This is a genomic window from Pantoea dispersa (assembly GCF_014155765.1).
Classification (GTDB): domain Bacteria; phylum Pseudomonadota; class Gammaproteobacteria; order Enterobacterales; family Enterobacteriaceae; genus Pantoea; species Pantoea dispersa.
Window position 1 is genome coordinate 79,050 of the sequence record NZ_SCKT01000004.1, and the last position, 19,159, is coordinate 98,208.

General features: G+C 57.7%; 19 protein-coding genes. 13 read left to right on the forward strand and 6 right to left on the reverse strand.

What is annotated here, in order from left to right:
• Nucleotides 1–13 precede the first annotated feature (13 nt).
• The 9 genes from nusA (at nucleotide 14) to H7K56_RS13710 (ending at nucleotide 11,619) form a co-directional block, all read left to right on the forward strand.
• Complete coding sequence (nusA, locus tag H7K56_RS13670; protein WP_021507703.1) at nucleotides 14–1,501, forward strand: transcription termination factor NusA; 1,488 nt, start codon at nucleotides 14–16, stop codon at nucleotides 1,499–1,501.
• A 17-nt stretch (nucleotides 1,502–1,518) separates the two neighbouring features.
• The gene (infB, locus tag H7K56_RS13675; protein ID WP_021507702.1) at nucleotides 1,519–4,209 is read left to right on the forward strand and encodes a translation initiation factor IF-2; all 2,691 of its coding nucleotides are present in this window, start codon (nucleotides 1,519–1,521) and stop codon (nucleotides 4,207–4,209) included.
• 64 nt (nucleotides 4,210–4,273) lie between these two features.
• Nucleotides 4,274–4,681, forward strand: a complete 408-nt coding sequence (gene rbfA / locus H7K56_RS13680) for a 30S ribosome-binding factor RbfA (RefSeq protein ID WP_021507701.1) — start codon at nucleotides 4,274–4,276, stop codon at nucleotides 4,679–4,681.
• Nucleotides 4,681–5,625 carry a tRNA pseudouridine(55) synthase TruB gene (gene truB / locus H7K56_RS13685; protein WP_104093961.1) on the forward strand — a complete coding sequence of 315 codons (945 nt, stop codon included), beginning with the start codon at nucleotides 4,681–4,683 and terminating at the stop codon, nucleotides 5,623–5,625. Before rbfA ends, truB begins: the two co-directional genes overlap by 1 nt.
• Before the next feature lie 132 nt (nucleotides 5,626–5,757).
• The gene (rpsO, locus tag H7K56_RS13690) at nucleotides 5,758–6,027 is read left to right on the forward strand and encodes a 30S ribosomal protein S15 (RefSeq protein ID WP_010615981.1); all 270 of its coding nucleotides are present in this window, start codon (nucleotides 5,758–5,760) and stop codon (nucleotides 6,025–6,027) included.
• Between the two features lie 308 nt (nucleotides 6,028–6,335).
• Nucleotides 6,336–8,468 carry a polyribonucleotide nucleotidyltransferase gene (gene pnp / locus H7K56_RS13695; protein ID WP_058770684.1) on the forward strand — a complete coding sequence of 711 codons (2,133 nt, stop codon included), beginning with the start codon at nucleotides 6,336–6,338 and terminating at the stop codon, nucleotides 8,466–8,468.
• A 192-nt stretch (nucleotides 8,469–8,660) separates the two neighbouring features.
• Nucleotides 8,661–9,545, forward strand: a complete 885-nt coding sequence (gene nlpI / locus H7K56_RS13700; protein WP_021507697.1) for a lipoprotein NlpI — start codon at nucleotides 8,661–8,663, stop codon at nucleotides 9,543–9,545.
• A 105-nt stretch (nucleotides 9,546–9,650) separates the two neighbouring features.
• Entirely contained in the window at nucleotides 9,651–9,707 is a 57-nt protein-coding gene (gene yrbN, locus H7K56_RS23535; protein WP_098053093.1) for a protein YrbN, read from the forward strand.
• Between the two features lie 16 nt (nucleotides 9,708–9,723).
• The gene (locus H7K56_RS13710; RefSeq protein ID WP_058759574.1) at nucleotides 9,724–11,619 is read left to right on the forward strand and encodes a DEAD/DEAH family ATP-dependent RNA helicase; all 1,896 of its coding nucleotides are present in this window, start codon (nucleotides 9,724–9,726) and stop codon (nucleotides 11,617–11,619) included.
• A 65-nt stretch (nucleotides 11,620–11,684) separates the two neighbouring features.
• Here the strand turns inward: H7K56_RS13710 and H7K56_RS13715 are convergent, their stop codons facing one another.
• Nucleotides 11,685–12,431, reverse strand: a complete 747-nt coding sequence (locus tag H7K56_RS13715; RefSeq protein WP_021507695.1) for an SDR family NAD(P)-dependent oxidoreductase — start codon at nucleotides 12,429–12,431, stop codon at nucleotides 11,685–11,687.
• Between the two features lie 181 nt (nucleotides 12,432–12,612).
• Here H7K56_RS13715 and H7K56_RS13720 point away from each other — a divergent pair, with 181 nt between their 5' ends.
• Entirely contained in the window at nucleotides 12,613–13,527 is a 915-nt protein-coding gene (locus H7K56_RS13720; RefSeq protein WP_059009545.1) for an AraC family transcriptional regulator, read from the forward strand.
• A gap of 3 nt (nucleotides 13,528–13,530) precedes the next feature.
• On the opposite strand, the gene H7K56_RS13725 is transcribed toward H7K56_RS13720, so the two are convergent.
• The 3 genes from H7K56_RS13725 to ubiU all read right to left on the reverse strand — a co-directional run bounded on the left by H7K56_RS13725 (nucleotide 13,531) and on the right by ubiU (nucleotide 16,547).
• Nucleotides 13,531–14,541, reverse strand: coding sequence for a luciferase-like monooxygenase (locus tag H7K56_RS13725; RefSeq protein ID WP_021507693.1), 1,011 nt, complete (start codon nucleotides 14,539–14,541; stop codon nucleotides 13,531–13,533).
• 116 nt (nucleotides 14,542–14,657) lie between these two features.
• A complete protein-coding gene (locus tag H7K56_RS13730) occupies nucleotides 14,658–15,542 on the reverse strand; it encodes a U32 family peptidase (RefSeq protein WP_058780386.1) in 885 nt (294 codons plus the stop codon).
• A 9-nt stretch (nucleotides 15,543–15,551) separates the two neighbouring features.
• Nucleotides 15,552–16,547, reverse strand: a complete 996-nt coding sequence (gene ubiU, locus H7K56_RS13735; RefSeq protein ID WP_021507691.1) for a ubiquinone anaerobic biosynthesis protein UbiU — start codon at nucleotides 16,545–16,547, stop codon at nucleotides 15,552–15,554.
• A gap of 205 nt (nucleotides 16,548–16,752) precedes the next feature.
• On the opposite strand from ubiU, the gene ubiT reads away from it, so the two are divergent.
• Both ubiT and H7K56_RS13745 read left to right on the forward strand, forming a co-directional pair.
• Entirely contained in the window at nucleotides 16,753–17,277 is a 525-nt protein-coding gene (ubiT, locus tag H7K56_RS13740; RefSeq protein WP_150361181.1) for a ubiquinone anaerobic biosynthesis accessory factor UbiT, read from the forward strand.
• Nucleotides 17,271–17,777 (forward strand): GNAT family N-acetyltransferase, encoded by a 507-nt coding sequence (locus H7K56_RS13745; protein ID WP_021507689.1) that lies wholly within the window; start codon nucleotides 17,271–17,273, stop codon nucleotides 17,775–17,777. The genes ubiT and H7K56_RS13745 overlap by 7 nt, the downstream gene beginning before the upstream one ends.
• Here the strand turns inward: H7K56_RS13745 and H7K56_RS13750 are convergent.
• Nucleotides 17,761–18,048, reverse strand: coding sequence for a GIY-YIG nuclease family protein (locus H7K56_RS13750; protein WP_021507688.1), 288 nt, complete (start codon nucleotides 18,046–18,048; stop codon nucleotides 17,761–17,763). The two genes, H7K56_RS13745 and H7K56_RS13750, sit on opposite strands and share 17 nt — an antisense overlap.
• A gap of 77 nt (nucleotides 18,049–18,125) precedes the next feature.
• Between H7K56_RS13750 and H7K56_RS13755 the strand changes: the two genes are divergently transcribed.
• Entirely contained in the window at nucleotides 18,126–18,539 is a 414-nt protein-coding gene (locus H7K56_RS13755) for a YhbP family protein (RefSeq protein WP_150361183.1), read from the forward strand.
• A 34-nt stretch (nucleotides 18,540–18,573) separates the two neighbouring features.
• On the opposite strand, the gene H7K56_RS13760 is transcribed toward H7K56_RS13755, so the two are convergent.
• Complete coding sequence (locus H7K56_RS13760; protein ID WP_021507686.1) at nucleotides 18,574–19,095, reverse strand: type 1 glutamine amidotransferase domain-containing protein; 522 nt, start codon at nucleotides 19,093–19,095, stop codon at nucleotides 18,574–18,576.
• Nucleotides 19,096–19,159: the final 64 nt, after the last annotated feature.

Here is a 19,159-nt window from a genome sequence, read left to right on the forward strand (position 1 = left end):
GAGGCTAACCAGGATGAACAAAGAGATCTTAGCTGTAGTAGAAGCCGTTTCTAACGAAAAAGCCCTGCCGCGTGAGAAAATCTTCGAAGCGCTGGAGAGCGCTTTGGCCACTGCGACCAAGAAGAAGTATGAGCAGGAAATCGACGTGCGCGTCAGCATTGACCGTCGCAGCGGCGATTTCGACACCTTCCGTCGCTGGGTGGTTGTAGAAGAAGTCACGCAGCCAACGCGCGAGATCACGCTGGAAGCAGCACGCTTTGAAGATGAAGCCTTCAATCTGGGCGATTATGTTGAAGATCAGATCGAATCTGTCACCTTCGACCGTATCACCACGCAGACCGCGAAACAGGTTATCGTCCAGAAAGTGCGTGAAGCCGAGCGCGCGATGGTGGTCGATCAGTTCCGCGAGCAGGAAGGCGAAATCATCACCGGCGTGGTGAAGAAAGTGAACCGCGACAACATTTCACTGGATCTCGGCAACAACGCCGAAGCGGTGATTGTGCGTGAAGACATGCTGCCGCGTGAAAACTTCCGCCCGGGTGACCGTATTCGCGGCGTGCTGTATGCCGTGCGTCCGGAAGCGCGTGGTGCGCAACTGTTCGTTACCCGCTCCAAACCGGAGATGCTGATCGAACTGTTCCGCATTGAAGTGCCGGAGATTGGTGAAGAAGTTATCGAGATCAAAGCGGCAGCGCGCGATCCGGGTTCACGCGCCAAAATTGCGGTGAAAACTAACGACAAACGTATCGATCCGGTCGGTGCCTGCGTCGGTATGCGCGGTGCGCGCGTGCAGGCGGTGTCCAGCGAGCTGGGCGGCGAGCGTATTGATATCGTGCTGTGGGACGACAACCCGGCACAGTTCGTGATTAACGCCATGGCACCTGCCGATGTGGCGTCAATTGTGGTGGATGAAGACAATCACACCATGGATATCGCTGTTGAAGCCGGCAATCTGGCTCAGGCGATTGGCCGTAATGGCCAAAACGTGCGTCTGGCATCCCAGCTGAGCGGCTGGGAGCTGAACGTGATGACCGTCGATGATCTGCAGGCGAAGCATCAGGCCGAAGCCCATGCAGCGATCGATATGTTCACTAAACATCTCGACATCGACGAAGAGTTCGCCACCGTTCTGGTGGAAGAGGGCTTCTCTTCGCTGGAAGAATTGGCTTACGTGCCAATCAACGAGCTGCTGGAAATCGACGGCCTCGACGAAGAGACCATTGAAGCCCTGCGTGAACGAGCAAAAAATGCGTTAACCACCCTGGCATTAGCGAAAGAAGAGAGCCTTGGTAATCAGGAACCTGCTGAGGACCTGCTGAATCTTGAAGGCCTGGATCGTGCGCTGGCGTATCGCCTGGCGTCAAAAGGCGTTTGCACGCTGGAAGATCTCGCTGAGCAAGGTGTTGACGATCTGACAGATATTGAAGGGCTGGATGATGAGAAAGCCGGTGCGCTGATTATGGCTGCACGTAATATCTGCTGGTTCGGCGATGACGCGTAATAACAGGAAGGAACAGCATGACAGATGTAACCGTAAAATCGCTGGCCGCCGAAATTCAGACTCCGGTCGATCGCCTGGTACAGCAATTTGCTGATGCAGGGATCCGTAAGTCTGAAAACGACGCCGTATCCCAGCAAGAGAAAGAGACCTTACTGTCCCACCTGAATCGTGAGCACGGTCAGACCGGTTCAGGCAAACTGACGTTGCAGCGCAAAACGCGCAGCACCTTGAATATTCCAGGCACCGGGGGTAAAAGTAAGTCGGTGCAAATCGAAGTCCGCAAAAAGCGCACATACGTGAAAGGTGATGCCGACGCTGAGCAAGCTCAGGCGGAAGCAGAAGCCGAGGCGCAGCGTGAAGCGGAAGAGCAGGCGCGTCGCGAGGCTGAAGAACAAGCCCGTCGCGAAGCTGAACAAAAAGCGCAACGTGAAGCCGAAGAGAAAGCCAAGCGCGAAGCCGCTGACAAGGCTAAGCGTGAAGCAGCGGAAAATGAGAAAGTGACTAATCAACCTACCGACGAAATGACCAAGGCTGCGCAATCTGACAAAGCCCGTCGTGAAGCTGAAGCCGCCGAACTGAAGCGTAAAGCGGAAGAAGAAGCGCGCCGTAAGCTGGAAGAGAATGCGCGCCGCGCGGCGGAAGAAGCCCGTCGTCTGGCCGAAGAGAAAGCCGCTGAATGGGAAAAACCAGAGGAAGAAGATAAGGGTGACTACCACGTCACCACTTCAACTCATGCCCGACAGGCAGAAGACGAAAACGATCGCGAAGTTGAAGGCGGTCGTGGTCGCACCCGCACCACCAAGGCAGCGCGTCCGGCCAAAAAAGGCAACAAGCACTCTGAAGCCAAAACTGACCGTGAAGAAGCGCGTGCTCAGGTACGCGGCGGTAAAGGTGGCAAACATCGTAAACCAAGCACGCTGCAGCAGGGCTTCAACAAACCTGCTCAGGCGGTGAACCGTGACGTCATCATTGGCGAAACCATCACCGTTGCCGAACTGGCCAACAAAATGGCGGTGAAAGGCTCGCTGGTTATTAAAGCGATGATGAAGATGGGTGCCATGGCGACCATCAACCAGGTTATCGACCAGGAAACCGCCCAGCTGGTGGCTGAAGAGATGGGTCACAAAGTGATCCTGCGCCGCGAGAACGAGCTGGAAGAAGCGGTAATGGACGATCGTGATACCGATGCTGCGCAGGAAAGCCGTGCGCCGGTCGTGACCATCATGGGTCACGTTGACCACGGTAAAACCTCGCTGCTGGACTACATCCGCTCCACCAAAGTCGCCTCCGGCGAAGCGGGCGGGATTACCCAGCACATCGGTGCGTATCACGTTGAAACCGATAACGGCATGATCACCTTCCTCGACACCCCGGGCCACGCCGCGTTTACCGCAATGCGTGCACGTGGTGCGCAGGCCACGGATATCGTTATCCTGGTGGTGGCGGCTGACGATGGCGTGATGCCACAAACCGTCGAAGCTATCCAGCACGCGAAAGCGGCCGGTGTGCCGGTGGTCGTGGCCGTGAACAAGATCGACAAGCCAGAAGCCGATCCGGATCGCGTGAAGAACGAGCTCACCCAGTACGGTATCATTCCGGAAGAGTGGGGCGGCGAGAACATGTTCGTTAACGTCTCGGCGAAAGCCGGTACCGGCATCGACGACCTGCTGAACGCGATTCTGCTGCAGGCGGAAGTACTGGAGCTGACTGCAATTCGTCAGGGTATGGCGAGCGGCGTGGTGATCGAATCGTTCCTCGACAAAGGTCGTGGTCCGGTAGCAACCGTGCTGGTGCGTGAAGGTACGCTGAACAAGGGCGATATCGTACTGTGCGGCTTCGAATATGGCCGTGTGCGTGCGATGCGTGACGAACTGGGTCGCGAAGTGCTGGAAGCGGGTCCATCGATTCCGGTGGAAATCCTCGGTCTGTCCGGTGTGCCGGCAGCGGGTGACGAAGCGACCGTGGTGCGTGACGAGAAGAAAGCGCGTGAAGTGGCACTGTATCGTCAGGGCAAATTCCGCGAAGTCAAACTGGCGCGTCAGCAGAAGTCCAAGCTGGAAAACATGTTTGCCAACATGACCGAAGGCGAAGTGTCCGAGCTGAACATCGTCCTGAAGTCCGACGTACAGGGTTCTGTGGAAGCGATCTCCGACTCGCTGCTGAAACTCTCCACCGACGAAGTGAAGGTGAAGATTATCGGTTCTGGCGTGGGCGGTATCACCGAAACCGACGCCACCCTGGCCGCTGCGTCCAACGCGATCATCCTCGGCTTCAACGTGCGTGCGGATGCCTCTGCGCGTCGTGTGATTGACGCTGAAAACGTTGACCTGCGCTACTACTCCGTCATCTATAACCTGATTGACGAAGTGAAAGCAGCCATGAGCGGCATGCTGGCACCGGAGTTCAAACAGCAGATTATCGGTCTGGCCGAAGTCCGTGACGTGTTCAAGTCACCGAAATTTGGCGCGATTGCCGGCTGTATGGTCACCGAAGGCAACATCAAACGTCACAACCCGATCCGCGTACTGCGCGACAACGTGGTCATCTACGAAGGCGAGCTGGAATCTCTGCGTCGCTTCAAAGATGACGTCAACGAAGTGCGTAACGGCATGGAGTGTGGTATCGGCGTGAAGAACTACAACGACGTTCGCGTTGGCGATATGATCGAAGTGTTCGAAGTGATTGAAGTTAAACGCACCATCGAGTAATTGCTGGTCGATGTGATGCAATTTGGGAGGCCTCTGGCCTCCCGAATTATTTGGGAGAAATAGTATGGCGAAAGAGTTTGGTCGCCCACAGCGCGTGGCGCAGGAGTTGCAGAAAGAGATTGCGATCATCCTGCAGCGCGAAATCAAAGACCCGCGTCTGGGTATGATGGTCACCGTGTCTGGCGTTGAGGTGTCACGCGATCTGGCGTATGCCAAAGTGTTCGTGACCTTCCTGAACGACCAGGATGAAGAAGCGGTGAAAAACGGCCTCAAAGCGCTGAAAGAAGCGTCTGGCTACATCCGTATTCTGCTCGGTAAAGCGATGCGTCTGCGCATCGTGCCGGAGCTGACCTTCTTTTACGATAACTCGCTGATTGAAGGGATGCGCATGTCGAATCTGGTGTCTAACGTGATCAGAAACGATGCTGAGCGACGGGGTGAAAGCCCGGCGGAAGACGACAAGGAGGACTGATGAGTCGTCCTCGTCGCCGTGGTCGTGATGTCCACGGTGTTTTCCTGCTGGATAAACACCAGGGCGCATCCTCCAACGATGTGCTGCAAAAAGTAAAACGCCTGTTTAATGCTAACAAGGCGGGCCATACCGGCGCGCTCGATCCGCTGGCCACCGGTATGCTGCCGATTTGTCTCGGCGAAGCCACCAAGTTTTCCCGCTATCTGCTGGATTCGGACAAGCGTTACCGCGTGATTGCCCGTCTGGGCCAGCGCACCGATACCTCCGATGCGGACGGCAATATCGTCGAAACGCGGCCGGTGACCTTCAGCCAGGCTGAGCTGGACGCCGCGCTGGAGAGCTTTCGCGGCGAGACGCTGCAGGTGCCCACCATGTTCTCGGCGCTCAAGTATCAGGGCCGCAAGCTGTACGAATATGCGCGCGAAGGCATCACCGTGCCGCGTGAAGCGCGACCGATTACCGTGTTTGAACTGCAGTTTATTCGCTGGCAGGGCGACGAGCTGGAGCTGGAAATCCATGTTTCCAAAGGCACCTACATTCGCACCATCATTGACGATTTAGGTGAGAAGCTCGGCTGCGGTGCACACGTGATAATGCTGCGCCGTCTGCAGGTGGCGCGTTACCCGATTGCGCGCATGATGACGCTGGAACAGCTGCAGGCGCTGGCGGCGCAGGTTAATGCGGCGGAAACGCCGGATTACGCACCGCTGGATGCGTTGCTGTTGCCGATGGACAGCCCGGCGGAAGATTTTCCAGCGGTCAATCTGCCCACGCCGGTCGCGGCCTGGTTCAAACAGGGCATGCCGGTCCAGGCGGAAAACGCGCCGGCCAGCGGCCTGGTGCGGGTGACCGAGGGCGAGCAGCAGAAATTTATCGGCATGGCGGAAATCGCCGACGATGGTCGCGTGGCACCGCGTCGTCTGGTAGTGGAGTTTGCCGACTGACCGCGTATTACCGCTGGACGTTACAGCGCATTTGCGTTGCTACCGGGCGAAGAGTAGAATAGCGCGGCTTTAAAAGCGGGCTGCTGAATTAGAGATCGGCACCCATACATTCATTTTTTACTGGAGTTTATTATGTCTCTAAGCGTAGAAGCTAAAGCAGAGATCGTTGCTAAATACGGTCGTGGCGCTAACGACAGCGGTTCAACTGAAGTTCAGGTTGCTCTGCTGACTGCTCAGATTAACCACCTGCAGGGTCACTTCTCTGAGCACAAGAAAGACCACCACAGCCGTCGCGGTCTGCTGCGCATGGTATCCCAGCGTCGTAAGCTGCTGGACTACCTGAAGCGTAAAGACGTTGCACGTTACACCAGCCTGATCGAAAGCCTGGGTCTGCGTCGCTAAGTCTGAAGAATCTGATCAACGATGTAGCGCATGCAGTATGCAAAAAACCGCATCTGGCGATCAGATTTGTGCGAGTTTCGCGAAAAGGGGGCCTTTATGGCCCCTTTTTTCGAGCAATCCGCAGCAATCCGGACCAAACTCATGTATTGTTGCTGAGAGTGATCTTTGCTTGCAGAGGTTCGCGCGGCTAATGAGAGGCTTTACCGCAGGGGCGGTTAAGGGTTGTCATTAGTCGCGAGGATGCAACTAAAGATCGGTAATCCCCGGCGGGCCGAGCAGGCTTTGCCACGAATTTAAGGACTTAAATTTTGCTGAACCCGATCGTACGCAAATTCCAATATGGTCAGCATACCGTCACGCTGGAAACCGGCATGATGGCGCGCCAGGCCACCGCAGCAGTAATGGTAAGCATGGACGACACCGCGGTATTCGTTACCGTCGTGGGCCAGAAAAAAGCCAAAGCCGGTCAGGATTTCTTCCCTCTGACAGTGAACTATCAGGAGCGTACTTACGCCGCTGGCCGTATCCCGGGCAGCTTCTTCCGTCGTGAAGGCCGTCCAAGCGAAGGCGAAACCCTGATTGCGCGTCTGATTGACCGCCCGGTGCGTCCGCTGTTCCCGGAAGGTTTTGTTAACGAAGTACAGGTTATCGCGACTGTGGTATCCGTGAACCCGCAGGTTAACCCGGACATCGTTGCGATGATCGGTGCTTCTGCTGCGCTGTCACTGTCTGGTATTCCGTTCAACGGCCCAATCGGTGCGGCACGCGTTGGTTACATCAACGATCAGTACGTGCTGAACCCAACCGCGGATGAGATCAAACAGTCTCGTCTGGATCTGGTGGTTGCCGGTACGCAGAATGCAGTGCTGATGGTGGAATCTGAAGCGGACATCCTGACCGAAGATCAGATGCTGGGTGCTGTGGTATTCGGCCACGACCAGCAGCAGGTTGTGATTGAAAACATCAATGCGCTGGTGGCCGAAGCCGGCAAACCACGCTGGGACTGGCAGCCAGAGCCGGCGAACGATGCGCTGATCGCACGCGTTGCCGCCCTGGCCGAAGCGCGCATCAGCGATGCGTACCGCATCACTGACAAGCAGGAGCGCTATGCGCAGGTTGGCGTCATCAAAGACGAAACCATCGCCGCACTGCTGGCTGAAGACGAAACGCTGGATGATGCCGAAATCGGTGACATCGTACACAGCCTGGAAAAGAACGTGGTGCGTACCCGTATCCTGAACGGCGAACCGCGTATCGATGGCCGTGAAAAAGATATGATCCGTGGTCTGGACGTGCGCACTGGCGTACTGCCGCGTACCCACGGTTCTGCGCTGTTTACCCGTGGTGAAACGCAGGCGCTGGTCGCTGCCACCCTCGGTACTGCGCGTGACGCACAGAATCTCGATGAGCTGATGGGCGAGCGTACTGACAGCTTCCTGTTCCACTACAACTTCCCTCCGTACTCCGTGGGCGAAACCGGTATGGTTGGCTCACCGAAGCGTCGTGAAATTGGTCACGGCCGTCTGGCGAAGCGTGGCGTGCTGGCAGTGATGCCTAAACAGGATGCGTTCCCGTACACCGTGCGCGTCGTGTCTGAAATCACCGAATCGAACGGTTCTTCTTCTATGGCTTCCGTGTGCGGTGCATCGCTGGCACTGATGGACGCTGGCGTACCGATCAAAGCGGCCGTTGCCGGTATCGCGATGGGTCTGGTGAAAGAAGACGAGAAGTTCGTGGTGCTGTCTGACATCCTCGGCGACGAAGATCACCTCGGCGATATGGACTTCAAAGTAGCCGGTAGCCGTGAAGGTATCACCGCGCTGCAGATGGACATCAAAATTGAAGGTATCACCCGTGAAATCATGCAGGTGGCTCTGAATCAGGCCAAGGGTGCGCGTCTGCACATTCTGAGCGTGATGGAACAGGCGATCAGCACGCCGCGTCAGGAGATCTCCGAGTTCGCGCCGCGCATCTACACCATCAAGATCAACTCAGACAAGATCAAAGACGTCATCGGTAAAGGCGGTTCAGTAATCCGTGCGTTGACCGAAGAGACCGGCACCACCATCGAAATCGAAGATGATGGCACCGTGAAGATCGCAGCGACCGACGGCCTGAAAGCCAAAGAAGCGATTCGCCGCATCGAAGAGATCACCGCTGAGATCGAAGTGGGCCGTATCTACGCCGGTAAAGTGACCCGTATCGTTGATTTCGGTGCCTTCGTGGCGATCGGCGGCGGTAAAGAAGGTCTGGTACACATTTCTCAGATCGCCGACAAGCGCGTAGAGAAAGTGACCGATTACCTGCAGATGGGTCAGGAAGTGCCAGTTAAAGTGATGGAAGTGGATCGTCAGGGCCGCGTTCGTCTCAGCATCAAAGAAGCGACAGAGCAGAAGCCAGCAGAAGAAACCGCTGCGGTGACGACGCCTGACGCCGAGTAAGCGTTTTTCCTGATCAGCCGCTCCCTGCCAGCTGGCGGGGAGCGGTGTTTGTATACCCGGAATGCGTGGCGCGCTGGTCAGCGTGTCAGTGCAGCTGAAGCAGGACGGGTATCATCGCGAGGGCGGGAACCCTTGTGCATAGCAGGCGGATGACAGGATGGTTATCCCAATGTTTGTATTCGGGAGTGGGAAATGAAGCCTTTTTTGCGCTGGTGTTTTGTTGCGACAGCTATCACGCTGGCAGGATGCAGCAACTCCAATTGGCGTAAGAACGAAGTTCTGGCAGTACCTTTGCAGCCCACACTGCAGCAAGAGGTTATTCTGGCGCGAATGGAACAAATTCTTGCCAGTCGGGCCCTGACCGATGATGAACGCGCACAGCTGTTATATGAGCGCGGAGTGTTGTATGATAGTTTGGGTCTGAGGGCACTAGCGCGGAACGATTTCTCGCAAGCGCTGTCTATCAGACCGGATATGCCGGAAGTGTTTAACTATCTCGGCATTTACTTAACGCAGGCAGGCAATTTTGATGCTGCCTATGAAGCGTTTGATTCTGTACTTGAGCTTGATCCAACTTACAACTATGCGCATTTAAACCGTGGTATCGCCCTCTATTACGGCGGTCGATACAAGTTAGCGCAAGATGATCTGCTGGCGTTTTATCAAGACGATCCTAACGATCCGTTCCGCAGCCTGTGGCTCTACCTCGTTGAACGCGAGATGGATGCCGACAAGGCAAAAGTGACGCTACAACAGCGTTACGACAAGGCGGCTAAGGACCAATGGGGATGGAATATTGTCGAGTTCTACCTGGGCGACATCAGTGAAAAAACATTGATGGAACGTCTCAAGGCGGACGCAACGGATAACACCTCGCTCGCTGAACATCTCAGTGAAACCAACTTCTATTTAGGTAAGTACTACCTAAGTCTGGGGGAGAAGGACGACGCGAAAGCGTTGTTCAAACTGGCGGTGGCCAACAACGTCAATAACTTTGTTGAACACCGATACGCATTGTTGGAACTGGCGCAACTCGGCCAGACACAAGACGATTTATCAGAATCTGACCAGCAATAGCTGACGAACTTTTATTGCCTGATTTACCCGTAAAGTCATCGCCTGAACAGGTGAGGGCTTTTCTGTTCGTCAAAACTTCTAATTTGAGCCGGTTCACACTTTTTGATGAAAATGACTGAAAGTTTTCACGACGAGTTATGTAGACTGGCCGCCGCAATCTAAGAGGCACGTGTACTACATGACTGATATTCAAACCACTTTTGCTGATCTGGGCCTGAACGCCGACATCCTCGAATCACTGAACGGTATGGGCTACGTTAAGCCATCGCCAATCCAGGCTGAGTGTATTCCTCACCTGCTGGCGGGCCGTGACGTGCTGGGTATGGCGCAGACCGGTAGTGGTAAAACAGCAGCGTTCTCGCTGCCGCTGCTGAACAACGTTGATCCTTCTGTCCGCGCACCGCAAATCCTGGTGCTGGCGCCGACCCGCGAACTGGCGGTTCAGGTGGCTGAAGCGATGACAGAATTCTCTAAACACATGCGCGGTATTAACGTCGTGGCCCTGTACGGTGGCCAGCGTTATGACGTGCAGCTGCGCGCACTGCGCCAGGGTCCACAGATCGTGGTTGGTACCCCGGGCCGTCTGCTGGATCACCTGAAACGCGGTACCCTGGACCTGTCCAGCCTGCGTGGTCTGGTACTGGACGAAGCCGATGAAATGCTGCGTATGGGCTTCATCGAAGACGTTGAAACCATCATGGCGCAGATCCCGGAAGGTCATCAGACCGCACTGTTCTCTGCAACCATGCCGGAAGCGATTCGCCGTATCACTAAGCGTTTCATGAAGGATCCGCAGGAAGTGCGCATCCAGTCCAGCATCACTACACGCCCGGACATTTCTCAGTCTTACTGGACCGCTTACGGCCGTAAGTCTGACGCGCTGGTGCGCTTCCTCGAAGCGGAAGACTTCGATGCTGCCATCATCTTCGTGCGCACCAAAAATGCCACGCTGGAAGTTGCAGAAACGCTGGAGCGTAACGGCTACAACAGCGCCGCGCTGAACGGTGACATGAACCAGGCGCTGCGTGAGCAGACGCTGGAGCGTCTGAAAGACGGTCGTCTGGATATCCTGATCGCGACTGACGTTGCGGCCCGTGGTCTGGACGTTGAGCGTATTAGCCTGGTGGTTAACTACGACATCCCGATGGATGCCGAATCGTATGTACACCGTATCGGCCGTACCGGTCGTGCGGGTCGTGCTGGCCGTGCGCTGCTGTTCGTTGAGAACCGCGAGCGTCGTCTGCTGCGCAACATCGAACGCACCATGAAGCTGACTATTCCGGAAGTTGAGCTGCCTAACGCCGAGCTGCTGAGTCAGCGTCGTCTGGCGCAGTTCGCTGCCAAAGTTCAGCAGCAGCTGGAAAGCAGCGATCTGGATCAGTACCGTGCGCTGCTGGCTAAAATGCAGCCAGAAGAAGAGCTGGATATGGAAACGCTGGCCGCTGCACTGCTGAAAATGGCGCAGGGCGAACGTCCACTGATTCTGCCACCGGATGCACCACGTCCACAGCGTCGTGAATTCCGCGATCGCGATGAGCGTGGCGGCGACCGTCCACGTCGTGACAGCCGTGACAGCCGCGAAGGTGGCGATCGTCCACGTCGCGAACGTCGTGACGTTGGCGAAATGCAGCTGTACCGCATTGAAGTGGGCCGTGACGACGGTGTTGAAGTGCGTCATATCGTGGGCGCGATTGCTAACGAAGGCGACATCAGCAGCCGTTACATCGGTAACATCAAGCTGTTTGGTACTCACTCCACTATCGAGCTGCCAAAAGGCATGCCGGGTGAAGTCCTGCAGCACTTCACGCGTACGCGTATTCTCAACAAGCCGATGAATATGCAGCTGCTGGGCGATGCACAGCCACACGAGCGCACCGAGCGTCGTAGCGGCGGTCGTGACTTCGGTGGTGAGCGTCGTGGTAACCGCGAGGGGGGCAACCGTGAAGGTGGCGCACCGCGTCGTTTCTCTGAGCGTCGCGAAGGCGGTCGTGAAGGCGGACGTTTCAGTCGTGAAGGTGGCCGTGGCCCACGTCGCGACGAAGGTGCAGCTGCACCACGTCGCCGTGATGCATAAGCGTTAATCGCTTAAAAATAAAAAGGACGCGCAAGCGTCCTTTTTTTATGTCTGTAACGCGGGTTTTACACGCCGCCGGCAATCAGCACCCGCTCACCGGTAACATAAGCCGACTCTTCCGACGCTAGAAACAGCGCCACCTGTGCCACATCCTCCGGCAGGCCAAAGCGTCCCAGCGGCGTGGCCGCGATCAGCTGCGCTTTAAATTCCGCATTCATTTTTTTCGCTGCCAGCAGCCCTTCGGTCAGAATGATCCCCGGTGCCAGCGCGTTGACGCGAATGTTGCGCGGGCCCAGCTCACGTGCCAGCCCCTGCGTTAAGGTATCGATCGCGCCCTTGGTCGCTGACCACAGTACCGAGCCGGGCAGGCTACGCTGGCTGTTCAGCGCGCTGAGGTTAATGATGCAGCCGCCGCGCGCCGGAAAATGCTGCGCCGCCTGCTGGCACACCAGCAGCGTACCGAGCAGATTGACGTTGAGCTGCTGCTGCATGTCGCTGACGCTGAGGCTGGCGAAGTCGCCATGGTGAAACATGCCGGCGTTGTTGACCACGATGTCTGGCGCGCCAAACTGCGCAATACTGCTGGCGAACAGGCGTTGCACGTCAGCTTCACGGGATATATCGGCCTGTACGGCGATGGCGTCGCTTCCCAGCGCGCAGATATCGGTCACCACATCCGCCGCGCCCGCTTCATCCTGACGATAATTCACCACCACCCGGGCGCCGGCCGCGGCGAAAGTCATGGCGATGGCGGCGCCAATGCCTTTCGACGCGCCCGTCACCAGCGCAATTTTGCCTTCAAGTGCTTGCATTGTGTCTCTCCACCTGAGATTTCGGGTGAGTAAAGCATGCGCTGTTGCCGCTTTGTGCGGTAGCGCAATCCTGCAAGCTTTTTGCACGATCCTGCAAATCTGTGGCGCAGGGACTAGGCGCAACCGCATCGGCAGGTAAGAATGGGGATTCAGTGATTTTTCATCGCGGAGTGCATAACGCATGATTCATCAGGAACAGTGGCAGCAGCTGGTGGCGATGATTGCCCGTCACGCGCAGCAGGATGGGCGTACCGCCAGCGCGATTGATTTTCTCTCTTTTGGCCGCAGCTCGCACCCCTCCAGCCTGGCGCATATTGCCAGCTGGGCGGGGTTTGCGCTGATGGCCCAGGGCCAGAAAGCACTGCGCATGGGCGATGATGTGATGCATTACGGGCCGGGCGATCTGCTGCTGGTCACCATGGACATGCCGGTGCAGTCCTGCGTGGTGCTGGCGACGCCAGAGAAACCCTGTCTTGGCGTCGGCATCACCATCAACGAAGCGCGCCTGCTGCGCTATCTGGAACATTTTCCGCCGCAGCAGATTGGCAGCGCCGCCCCCGAACGCAGCATTACCGTCCATAAAGTCGCGCCGCCGCTGGTGGATGCGGTGATGCGGCTGGTGGCGCTGCTGGATCAGCCGCAGGATATCGCCGCGCTGGCACCGCTGATTGAGCAGGAGATTTTCTATCGCCTGCTGACCGGGCCGGAAGGGCCGCGCATTCTGAACATGGCGCTGACCGAGCGCCCGGGCAACAAAGTGGCGCGCGCGGCGCGCTGGCTGCGCGAAAACTTTCATCAGCCGCTGAAGGTGGATCAGCTGGCCAGCAGCGTTGGCATGAGCATTTCATCGCTGCACCATCACTTTAAAGCGGTTACGGCAATGACGCCGATGCAGTATCAGAAGCAGCTGCGGCTCAATGAAGCGCGGCGGCTGATGATGATTGAGAAGCTGGATGCCGGGACGGCGGGCTATCGGGTGGGCTATCAGAGTGCGTCGCAGTTCAGCCGGGAGTACAGCCGTTTTTACGGCCAGTCACCGGCGCGCGATGTGCGCAAGATGGCGGTGGGGCCGGAAGGACTCTCCCCACCGCAGTAAGGCTTACAGCGTGCGTGCGGCTTCCATCGCCAGCGCGAACGAACGCAGGCGCGCCTGCGGATCGTAAATCTGGCCGTTGACCATGATCTCATCCGCCTGGGTTTCGCGCAGCAGCGCGGCAAGGCCGTGGCGCACTTTATCTTTATCGCCCACCACCGACATGCTCAGCGCCTGCTGCACGCCATACTGTTCGGACGGCGACCACAGGTTATCCATGTTCTCCACCGGCGCCGGCAGCGGGCCGGGCTTGCCGCGACGCAGATTAATGAACTGCTGCTGCATCGAGGTGAACAGGAAGCGCGCATCACGATCGCTATCTGCCGCCACCACGTTGACACACACCATAGCGTAAGGTTTTGCCAGACGCGCAGAGGGCTGGAATTTTTCGCGATACAGGTGCAGCGCCTGCAACAGCAGGTCTGGCGCGAAGTGCGAAGCAAAGGCAAACGGCAGACCAAGCTGCGCCGCCAGCTGCGCGCTATACAGGCTGGAACCCAGCAGCCACACCGGAATTTTCAGCCCGAGGCCAGGCACCGGCTGTACCGGCGGATGTTCGCCCTCTTCGGCATCGAACCAGCGGATCAGATCGGCCACATCTTCCGGGAAGCTGTCGGCCTGGGCGCTCGAAAGATGACGGCGCAGCGCCAGCATGGTGCGCTGATCGGAGCCGGGCGCGCGGCCCAGTCCGAGATCGATACGGCCAGGGTAGAGGGATTCCAGGGTGCCAAACTGTTCGGCAATCACCAGCGGTGCGTGGTTGGGCAGCATGATCCCGCCGGAGCCGAGGCGCAGCGTTTCGGTGTTAGCGGCGAGATAGCCAATCAGCACCGATGTTGCGGCGCTGGCGATGCCGGTCATGTTGTGGTGTTCGGCCAGCCAGTAGCGATGAAAGCCAAGGGCTTCAGCCTGACGCGCCAGCGCCAGCGAATTATGGAAGGCATCGCGCGCAGACGAGCCTTGCGGAATGGGGGCCAGATCCAGCACGGACAGGCGAACAGTTTTCTTCTCAGACATGGGTACTCCAGCAAAGGATGGCGCAGGTGATAAGTAAACCTGCACCAGTCAGTATTACGCATCATTACCCATATTAAAACTGCTAATAACGGCAGGAATATAGCCGGAATGTGCCTTTAACCGCCGCTATCCAGCGCCATTCCGGCCAGGCGGCGCCAGTAACCGTTGCTGTCGCTGCCGCGCGCCATCATCAGCGGCGCTTCACCCGCTTCGTTAGCGCGGAAGCGATCAACCTGTGCCAGCGTGCTCTCATCCTGCGGCGACAGGCGCACAATATCGATCCAGCCATGCATACCGGCGAGATCGTTGCCAAGGTTGTAACAGTAGCCGCTCATGGTCTGAATGCCGTTGAGGACAAACACCTGCTGGCCCTCCTGCGACAGCACGCGGCGTCCGGTGGGATAATCAATACAGCAGGTCTGGCAATCATCTTTGGCACGGTTTTCGGAACGCGCGGTAAAGCAGCGCGCCGACAGCGCCAGCGGCAGATGGCCATAGCCGAGCACTTCAACCTCAAACCGGTCGCGCAGGCCAGCGTCATGGCACTGCTGCAACAGCTGAATCAGCCAGTCGCGTGACATCTCCACCGGCATGCACCAGCGCGTCATGCCCTCCTGTAGCAGCAGCTGGAGCGTCTGCGCGTTATACACATTCAGGGTGGGACCGGCGACAAACGGCAGTTTGCGCTCTGCCGCCATGTTCACGGTGCCGATATCGTTGGCTTCCAGTAAGAACTCACCGTTTTCAACATAGCGGCGCAGCTCTTTGACTTCCGAAGGCGACTGCAGCAGCGCCAGCGTGCTCAGCACCACCTGTTTGCCGCTGGCCGCCAGCGTGCGGCCCATCTCCATCCACTGACTGAACGCAGTGGCGCGGCGTTTGCTGCACACCGCTTCGCCGAGGTAGACAATCTCTGCGCTGCTCTCTGCGGCGCGCTGGTAGAACTGTTCCAGCGTATCGGTAGGCCAGTACCACAGCACCGGGCCGATGGCATATTTCATACGGTCTCCTTATTGCCAGTCGCGGTGATAGGCACCGAGCGTGGTCTGGCTGCCTTCGGAAAGCTCACCGAGCGCGCGCATCCACGGATCCTGCACTGTGAACTGTTGCGGATCGGCCATACAGCGATCGATCGCCTGACGCCACACTTTAGCCACCTGTGCCACATAGGCCGGGCTGCGCTGACGTCCTTCAATTTTCACCGACGCGATATTGGCGCGCAGCAGCTCTGGCAGCAGCGCCAGGGTATTGAGGCTGGTGGGCTCTTCCAGCACGTGATAGCGCTGGTTATCCACCTCGTAGCGCCCTTTACACAGCGTCGGATAGCCCGCGCTCTCATCGGCGGCGTAACGGTCAATCAGCACTTCGTTCAGGCGCGACTCCATGCCCTGTGCCGTCTGCTGCCAGCGCACAAATTTGGCCGGTGAACAGGCGCCCGCGCTGTTCGGCGACTCGCCGGTCAGCCACGACGAGAGATAGCAGCGGCCTTCGGCCATGATGCACAGGCTGCCAAAGGCGAACACCTCAAGCGGCACCGGCGTTTCACGCGCCAGCTGCTTTACCTGGTGCATCGACAGCACGCGCGGCAGCACCACGCGACTCAGCGCAAAGTGGCGGTGATAAAACTGAATGGCCTGCAGATTGGTGGCGGACGCCTGCACTGACAGGTGACGTTCAACCTGTGGATAGCGGCTGGCGGCATACTCCAGCGTGGCGATATCGGCCAGAATCAGCGCATCGGCACCGTTCTGTGCGGCGACGTCGATGGCGCTTTGCCAGCGGTTAAGGCCGTCAGGATGGGCGAAGGTGTTGATCGCCACGTGCAGTTTACGCCGGTGCTGATGCAGGAAGCGCGCGGCTTCTGCCAGTTTCTTATCGGTAAAATTGAGGCCAGCAAAGTGGCGGGCGTTGGTGTCATCTTTCAGGCCGACGTACACCGCGTCAGCGCCGTGCTCCACCGCCGATTTCAGCGCAGGTAAATTCCCCGCCGGACACAGCAGTTCCATACAATTTCCTCCCCCGGATTCTGAACGCCGTTGAGTGTAAGGAAGCGCAGGTGCTGCAATGTTGATTTAAGGCAGTGAAAGCGGGATTGCCAGGGCGGAATGGAGAATTTTCGCACAGACGCGGGGCGATTTCCTTGATCCCGGTTGAGGCGAAAGCCGACGGATGTGGCAATATAGATAAAATTTTCTCAAGGGAGTGCAGCGCATGTTCGCACGCTTACGCGGCCTGTTAATTGAAAAAGGGCCGGAATTCCTCGCTTTACCGGTGTCGCTAACACCATTCGCCGTGAAAAAAACGGTTTTGCAACAACTCCTAAACTGGCAATTTCGTCATGCTTTGGCTGAAGGTGAGTTAGACTTTCTGCAAGGGCGCTATCTCGGCATTGAGATCGCGGACGTCAATCTGCGCTGGATCACCACGCTGCAGGACGGGCGCCTGACCGTTTCGCGCGATGCCGTAGCAGATGTCTGGTTTCGTGGCGAAGCCAACGATCTGCTGCTGGTAGCAGCACGCAAAGCCGACCCCGATATGTTGTTCTTTCAGCGCCGTCTGGTGATTGAGGGCGACACGGAGCTGGGACTGGAGGTGAAGAATCTGATGGATGCCATAGAACTGGACGCCATGCCCACGCCATTGCGCACGGGGTTGCTGCAGCTGGCTGCTTTTGTTGAGGCAGGAATGACACAGGACGCGAAGGCCGCTGAGGCGCGCGCGGGGATCTCATGTTGATTCGTACTGAAATTGGTGTGGACGCGGCAGGCATCGACAGCCTGTTAAAGCGCAGTTTTGCCACCGCAGCCGAAGCGGAACTGGTACAGCAGCTGCGTGAAGACGGTTTACTCACGCTGGGTGTGGTGGCCACCGATGACGAAGGCCAGGTGCTGGGTTATGCCGCCTTCAGTCCGGTGACGTTGCAGGGCGAGGATCGTAACTGGGTGGCGCTGGCGCCGCTGGCGGTTGATGCCTCGGTGCGCAGTCAGGGCATTGCTAAACAGCTGGTGTATGAAGGGCTCGATTCGCTCAATGAGTTCAGCTACAGCGCCGTGGTGGTGCTGGGCGATCCGCAGTTCTACAATCCGCTCGGCTTTGAACCGGCGGCGCGTCACGGCCTGCACTGCCGCTGGCCCGGCAGCGAAGCGGCGTTTCAGGTGTATAAACTGGCGGACGATGCATTCGATGGGGCAGAAGGGCTGATCGCCTTCTCGGCACCTTTCAATCGTATCGACTAAACCACGCCGTTAAGCAGGCCGGCTGCTGGGCAACCAGCAGCAGTTTCTGCGCCCGGCTCAGCTGTTTTACCTGATACTCCAGCCGGGAAGCCGCCGCGCGATCGCCAGCCGCGCAGTGAAACACCAGCGTCAGTGGACCTTTGCCGCGCAGCGCACGGGCACCGCGCCCCTGCTGGTGCTGCTGCAGGCGACGGTTGACGTCAGTGGTGATGCCGGTATAAAGCATCCCGGCGGCGGTTTGCAGCATATACAGCTGCCAGCCCTGTTCCATTTACAAACCTCGTTCATGTGCTGGCGGGCAGTGTAACGCGCCTGCGGCCGCATCGCTATCAACGCACGGAGTTGCTCTTGTCTGATCATTCTCATCTGATTCGCTATCTGAAAAAACAGCACGTGCTGTCGCTGTGTGCCAGCGACGGCGATGCGCTATGGTGCGCCAACTGTTTCTACGTATTCGATGAAGCGCGCATGGCGTTCTGGCTGATGACCGAAGCGGATACGCGCCACGGCGTGCTGATGGCGCGTTATCCACGCGTCGCCGGTACGGTGAACGGCCAGCCGAAAACGGTGCTGCTGATTAAAGGCGTGCAGTATCGCGGGCGTATACAACTGACCGATGAGGCGCAGGCGCTGAAGGCCTATCAGTCGCGCTTTCCGGTGGCAAAAAAAGTCACCGCGCCGCTGTGGGAAATTACGCTGGATGAGTTGAAAATGACCGATAACGCGCTGGGGTTTGGCAAAAAGATTGTCTGGCAGCGTTAGCCCGGCACGCGCGCAGGCGCACCGGGCGACCGCCTTACGCTGCGTTCAGAATGCGCAGGGATTCGCGGTTAAACGCGGGCAGGTCTTCAGGCGTGCGGCTGGTAACCAGCTTGTCATCATCAACCACCACCTCTTTATCGTAAAAGTCCGCGCCGGCATTACGCAGATCGATGGCGATAGCTTTCACGCAGGTCATTTTGCGACCGCGCACGCCGTTCGCGCTGATCAGCAGCTGCGGACCGTGACAGATGGCGAAAATCGGTTTGCCGCTGGCGACAAACTCTTTGGTAAAGGTGACAAAGCGATCGTCACCGCGCAGCGCGTCAGGCGAATGACCACCGGGCAGCAGCAGCGCGTCGAACTCGGCCGGGCTGACATGGTCAATATCCTTGTCGATTTTGACTTCGGCTTTGCCCTGTTTTCCCTTCACGGTTTTGCCCGCCTGCATCTCAATAGTGACCACTTCATGGCCCGCTTTGGTGAAGGCCTCGGCCGGTGAGGTAAACTCTGAGTCTTCAAATTCATCGGTAATCAGAACCGCTATTTTCTTGCTCATCTTTCTCCTCCTTGCTGGTCACGCACCTGCTGTGCGTGACACGTTTCAACAGACAAGTCTGGAC

Bases quoted from the DNA above. Each gene is read 5' to 3' on its own strand.
- nusA (WP_021507703.1), top strand. From the start codon at position 14: ATGAACAAAGAGATCTTAGCTGTAGTAGAAGCCGTTTCTAACGAAAAA.
- infB (WP_021507702.1), top strand. From the start codon at position 1,519: ATGACAGATGTAACCGTAAAATCGCTGGCCGCCGAAATTCAGACTCCG.
- rbfA (WP_021507701.1), top strand. From the start codon at position 4,274: ATGGCGAAAGAGTTTGGTCGCCCACAGCGCGTGGCGCAGGAGTTGCAG.
- truB (WP_104093961.1), top strand. From the start codon at position 4,681: ATGAGTCGTCCTCGTCGCCGTGGTCGTGATGTCCACGGTGTTTTCCTG.
- rpsO (WP_010615981.1), top strand. From the start codon at position 5,758: ATGTCTCTAAGCGTAGAAGCTAAAGCAGAGATCGTTGCTAAATACGGT.
- nlpI (WP_021507697.1), top strand. From the start codon at position 8,661: ATGAAGCCTTTTTTGCGCTGGTGTTTTGTTGCGACAGCTATCACGCTG.
- H7K56_RS13710 (WP_058759574.1), top strand. From the start codon at position 9,724: ATGACTGATATTCAAACCACTTTTGCTGATCTGGGCCTGAACGCCGAC.
- H7K56_RS13715 (WP_021507695.1), bottom strand. From the start codon at position 12,431: ATGCAAGCACTTGAAGGCAAAATTGCGCTGGTGACGGGCGCGTCGAAA.
- H7K56_RS13720 (WP_059009545.1), top strand. From the start codon at position 12,613: ATGATTCATCAGGAACAGTGGCAGCAGCTGGTGGCGATGATTGCCCGT.
- H7K56_RS13725 (WP_021507693.1), bottom strand. From the start codon at position 14,541: ATGTCTGAGAAGAAAACTGTTCGCCTGTCCGTGCTGGATCTGGCCCCC.
- H7K56_RS13730 (WP_058780386.1), bottom strand. From the start codon at position 15,542: ATGAAATATGCCATCGGCCCGGTGCTGTGGTACTGGCCTACCGATACG.
- ubiU (WP_021507691.1), bottom strand. From the start codon at position 16,547: ATGGAACTGCTGTGTCCGGCGGGGAATTTACCTGCGCTGAAATCGGCG.
- ubiT (WP_150361181.1), top strand. From the start codon at position 16,753: ATGTTCGCACGCTTACGCGGCCTGTTAATTGAAAAAGGGCCGGAATTC.
- H7K56_RS13745 (WP_021507689.1), top strand. From the start codon at position 17,271: ATGTTGATTCGTACTGAAATTGGTGTGGACGCGGCAGGCATCGACAGC.
- H7K56_RS13750 (WP_021507688.1), bottom strand. From the start codon at position 18,048: ATGGAACAGGGCTGGCAGCTGTATATGCTGCAAACCGCCGCCGGGATG.
- H7K56_RS13760 (WP_021507686.1), bottom strand. From the start codon at position 19,095: ATGAGCAAGAAAATAGCGGTTCTGATTACCGATGAATTTGAAGACTCA.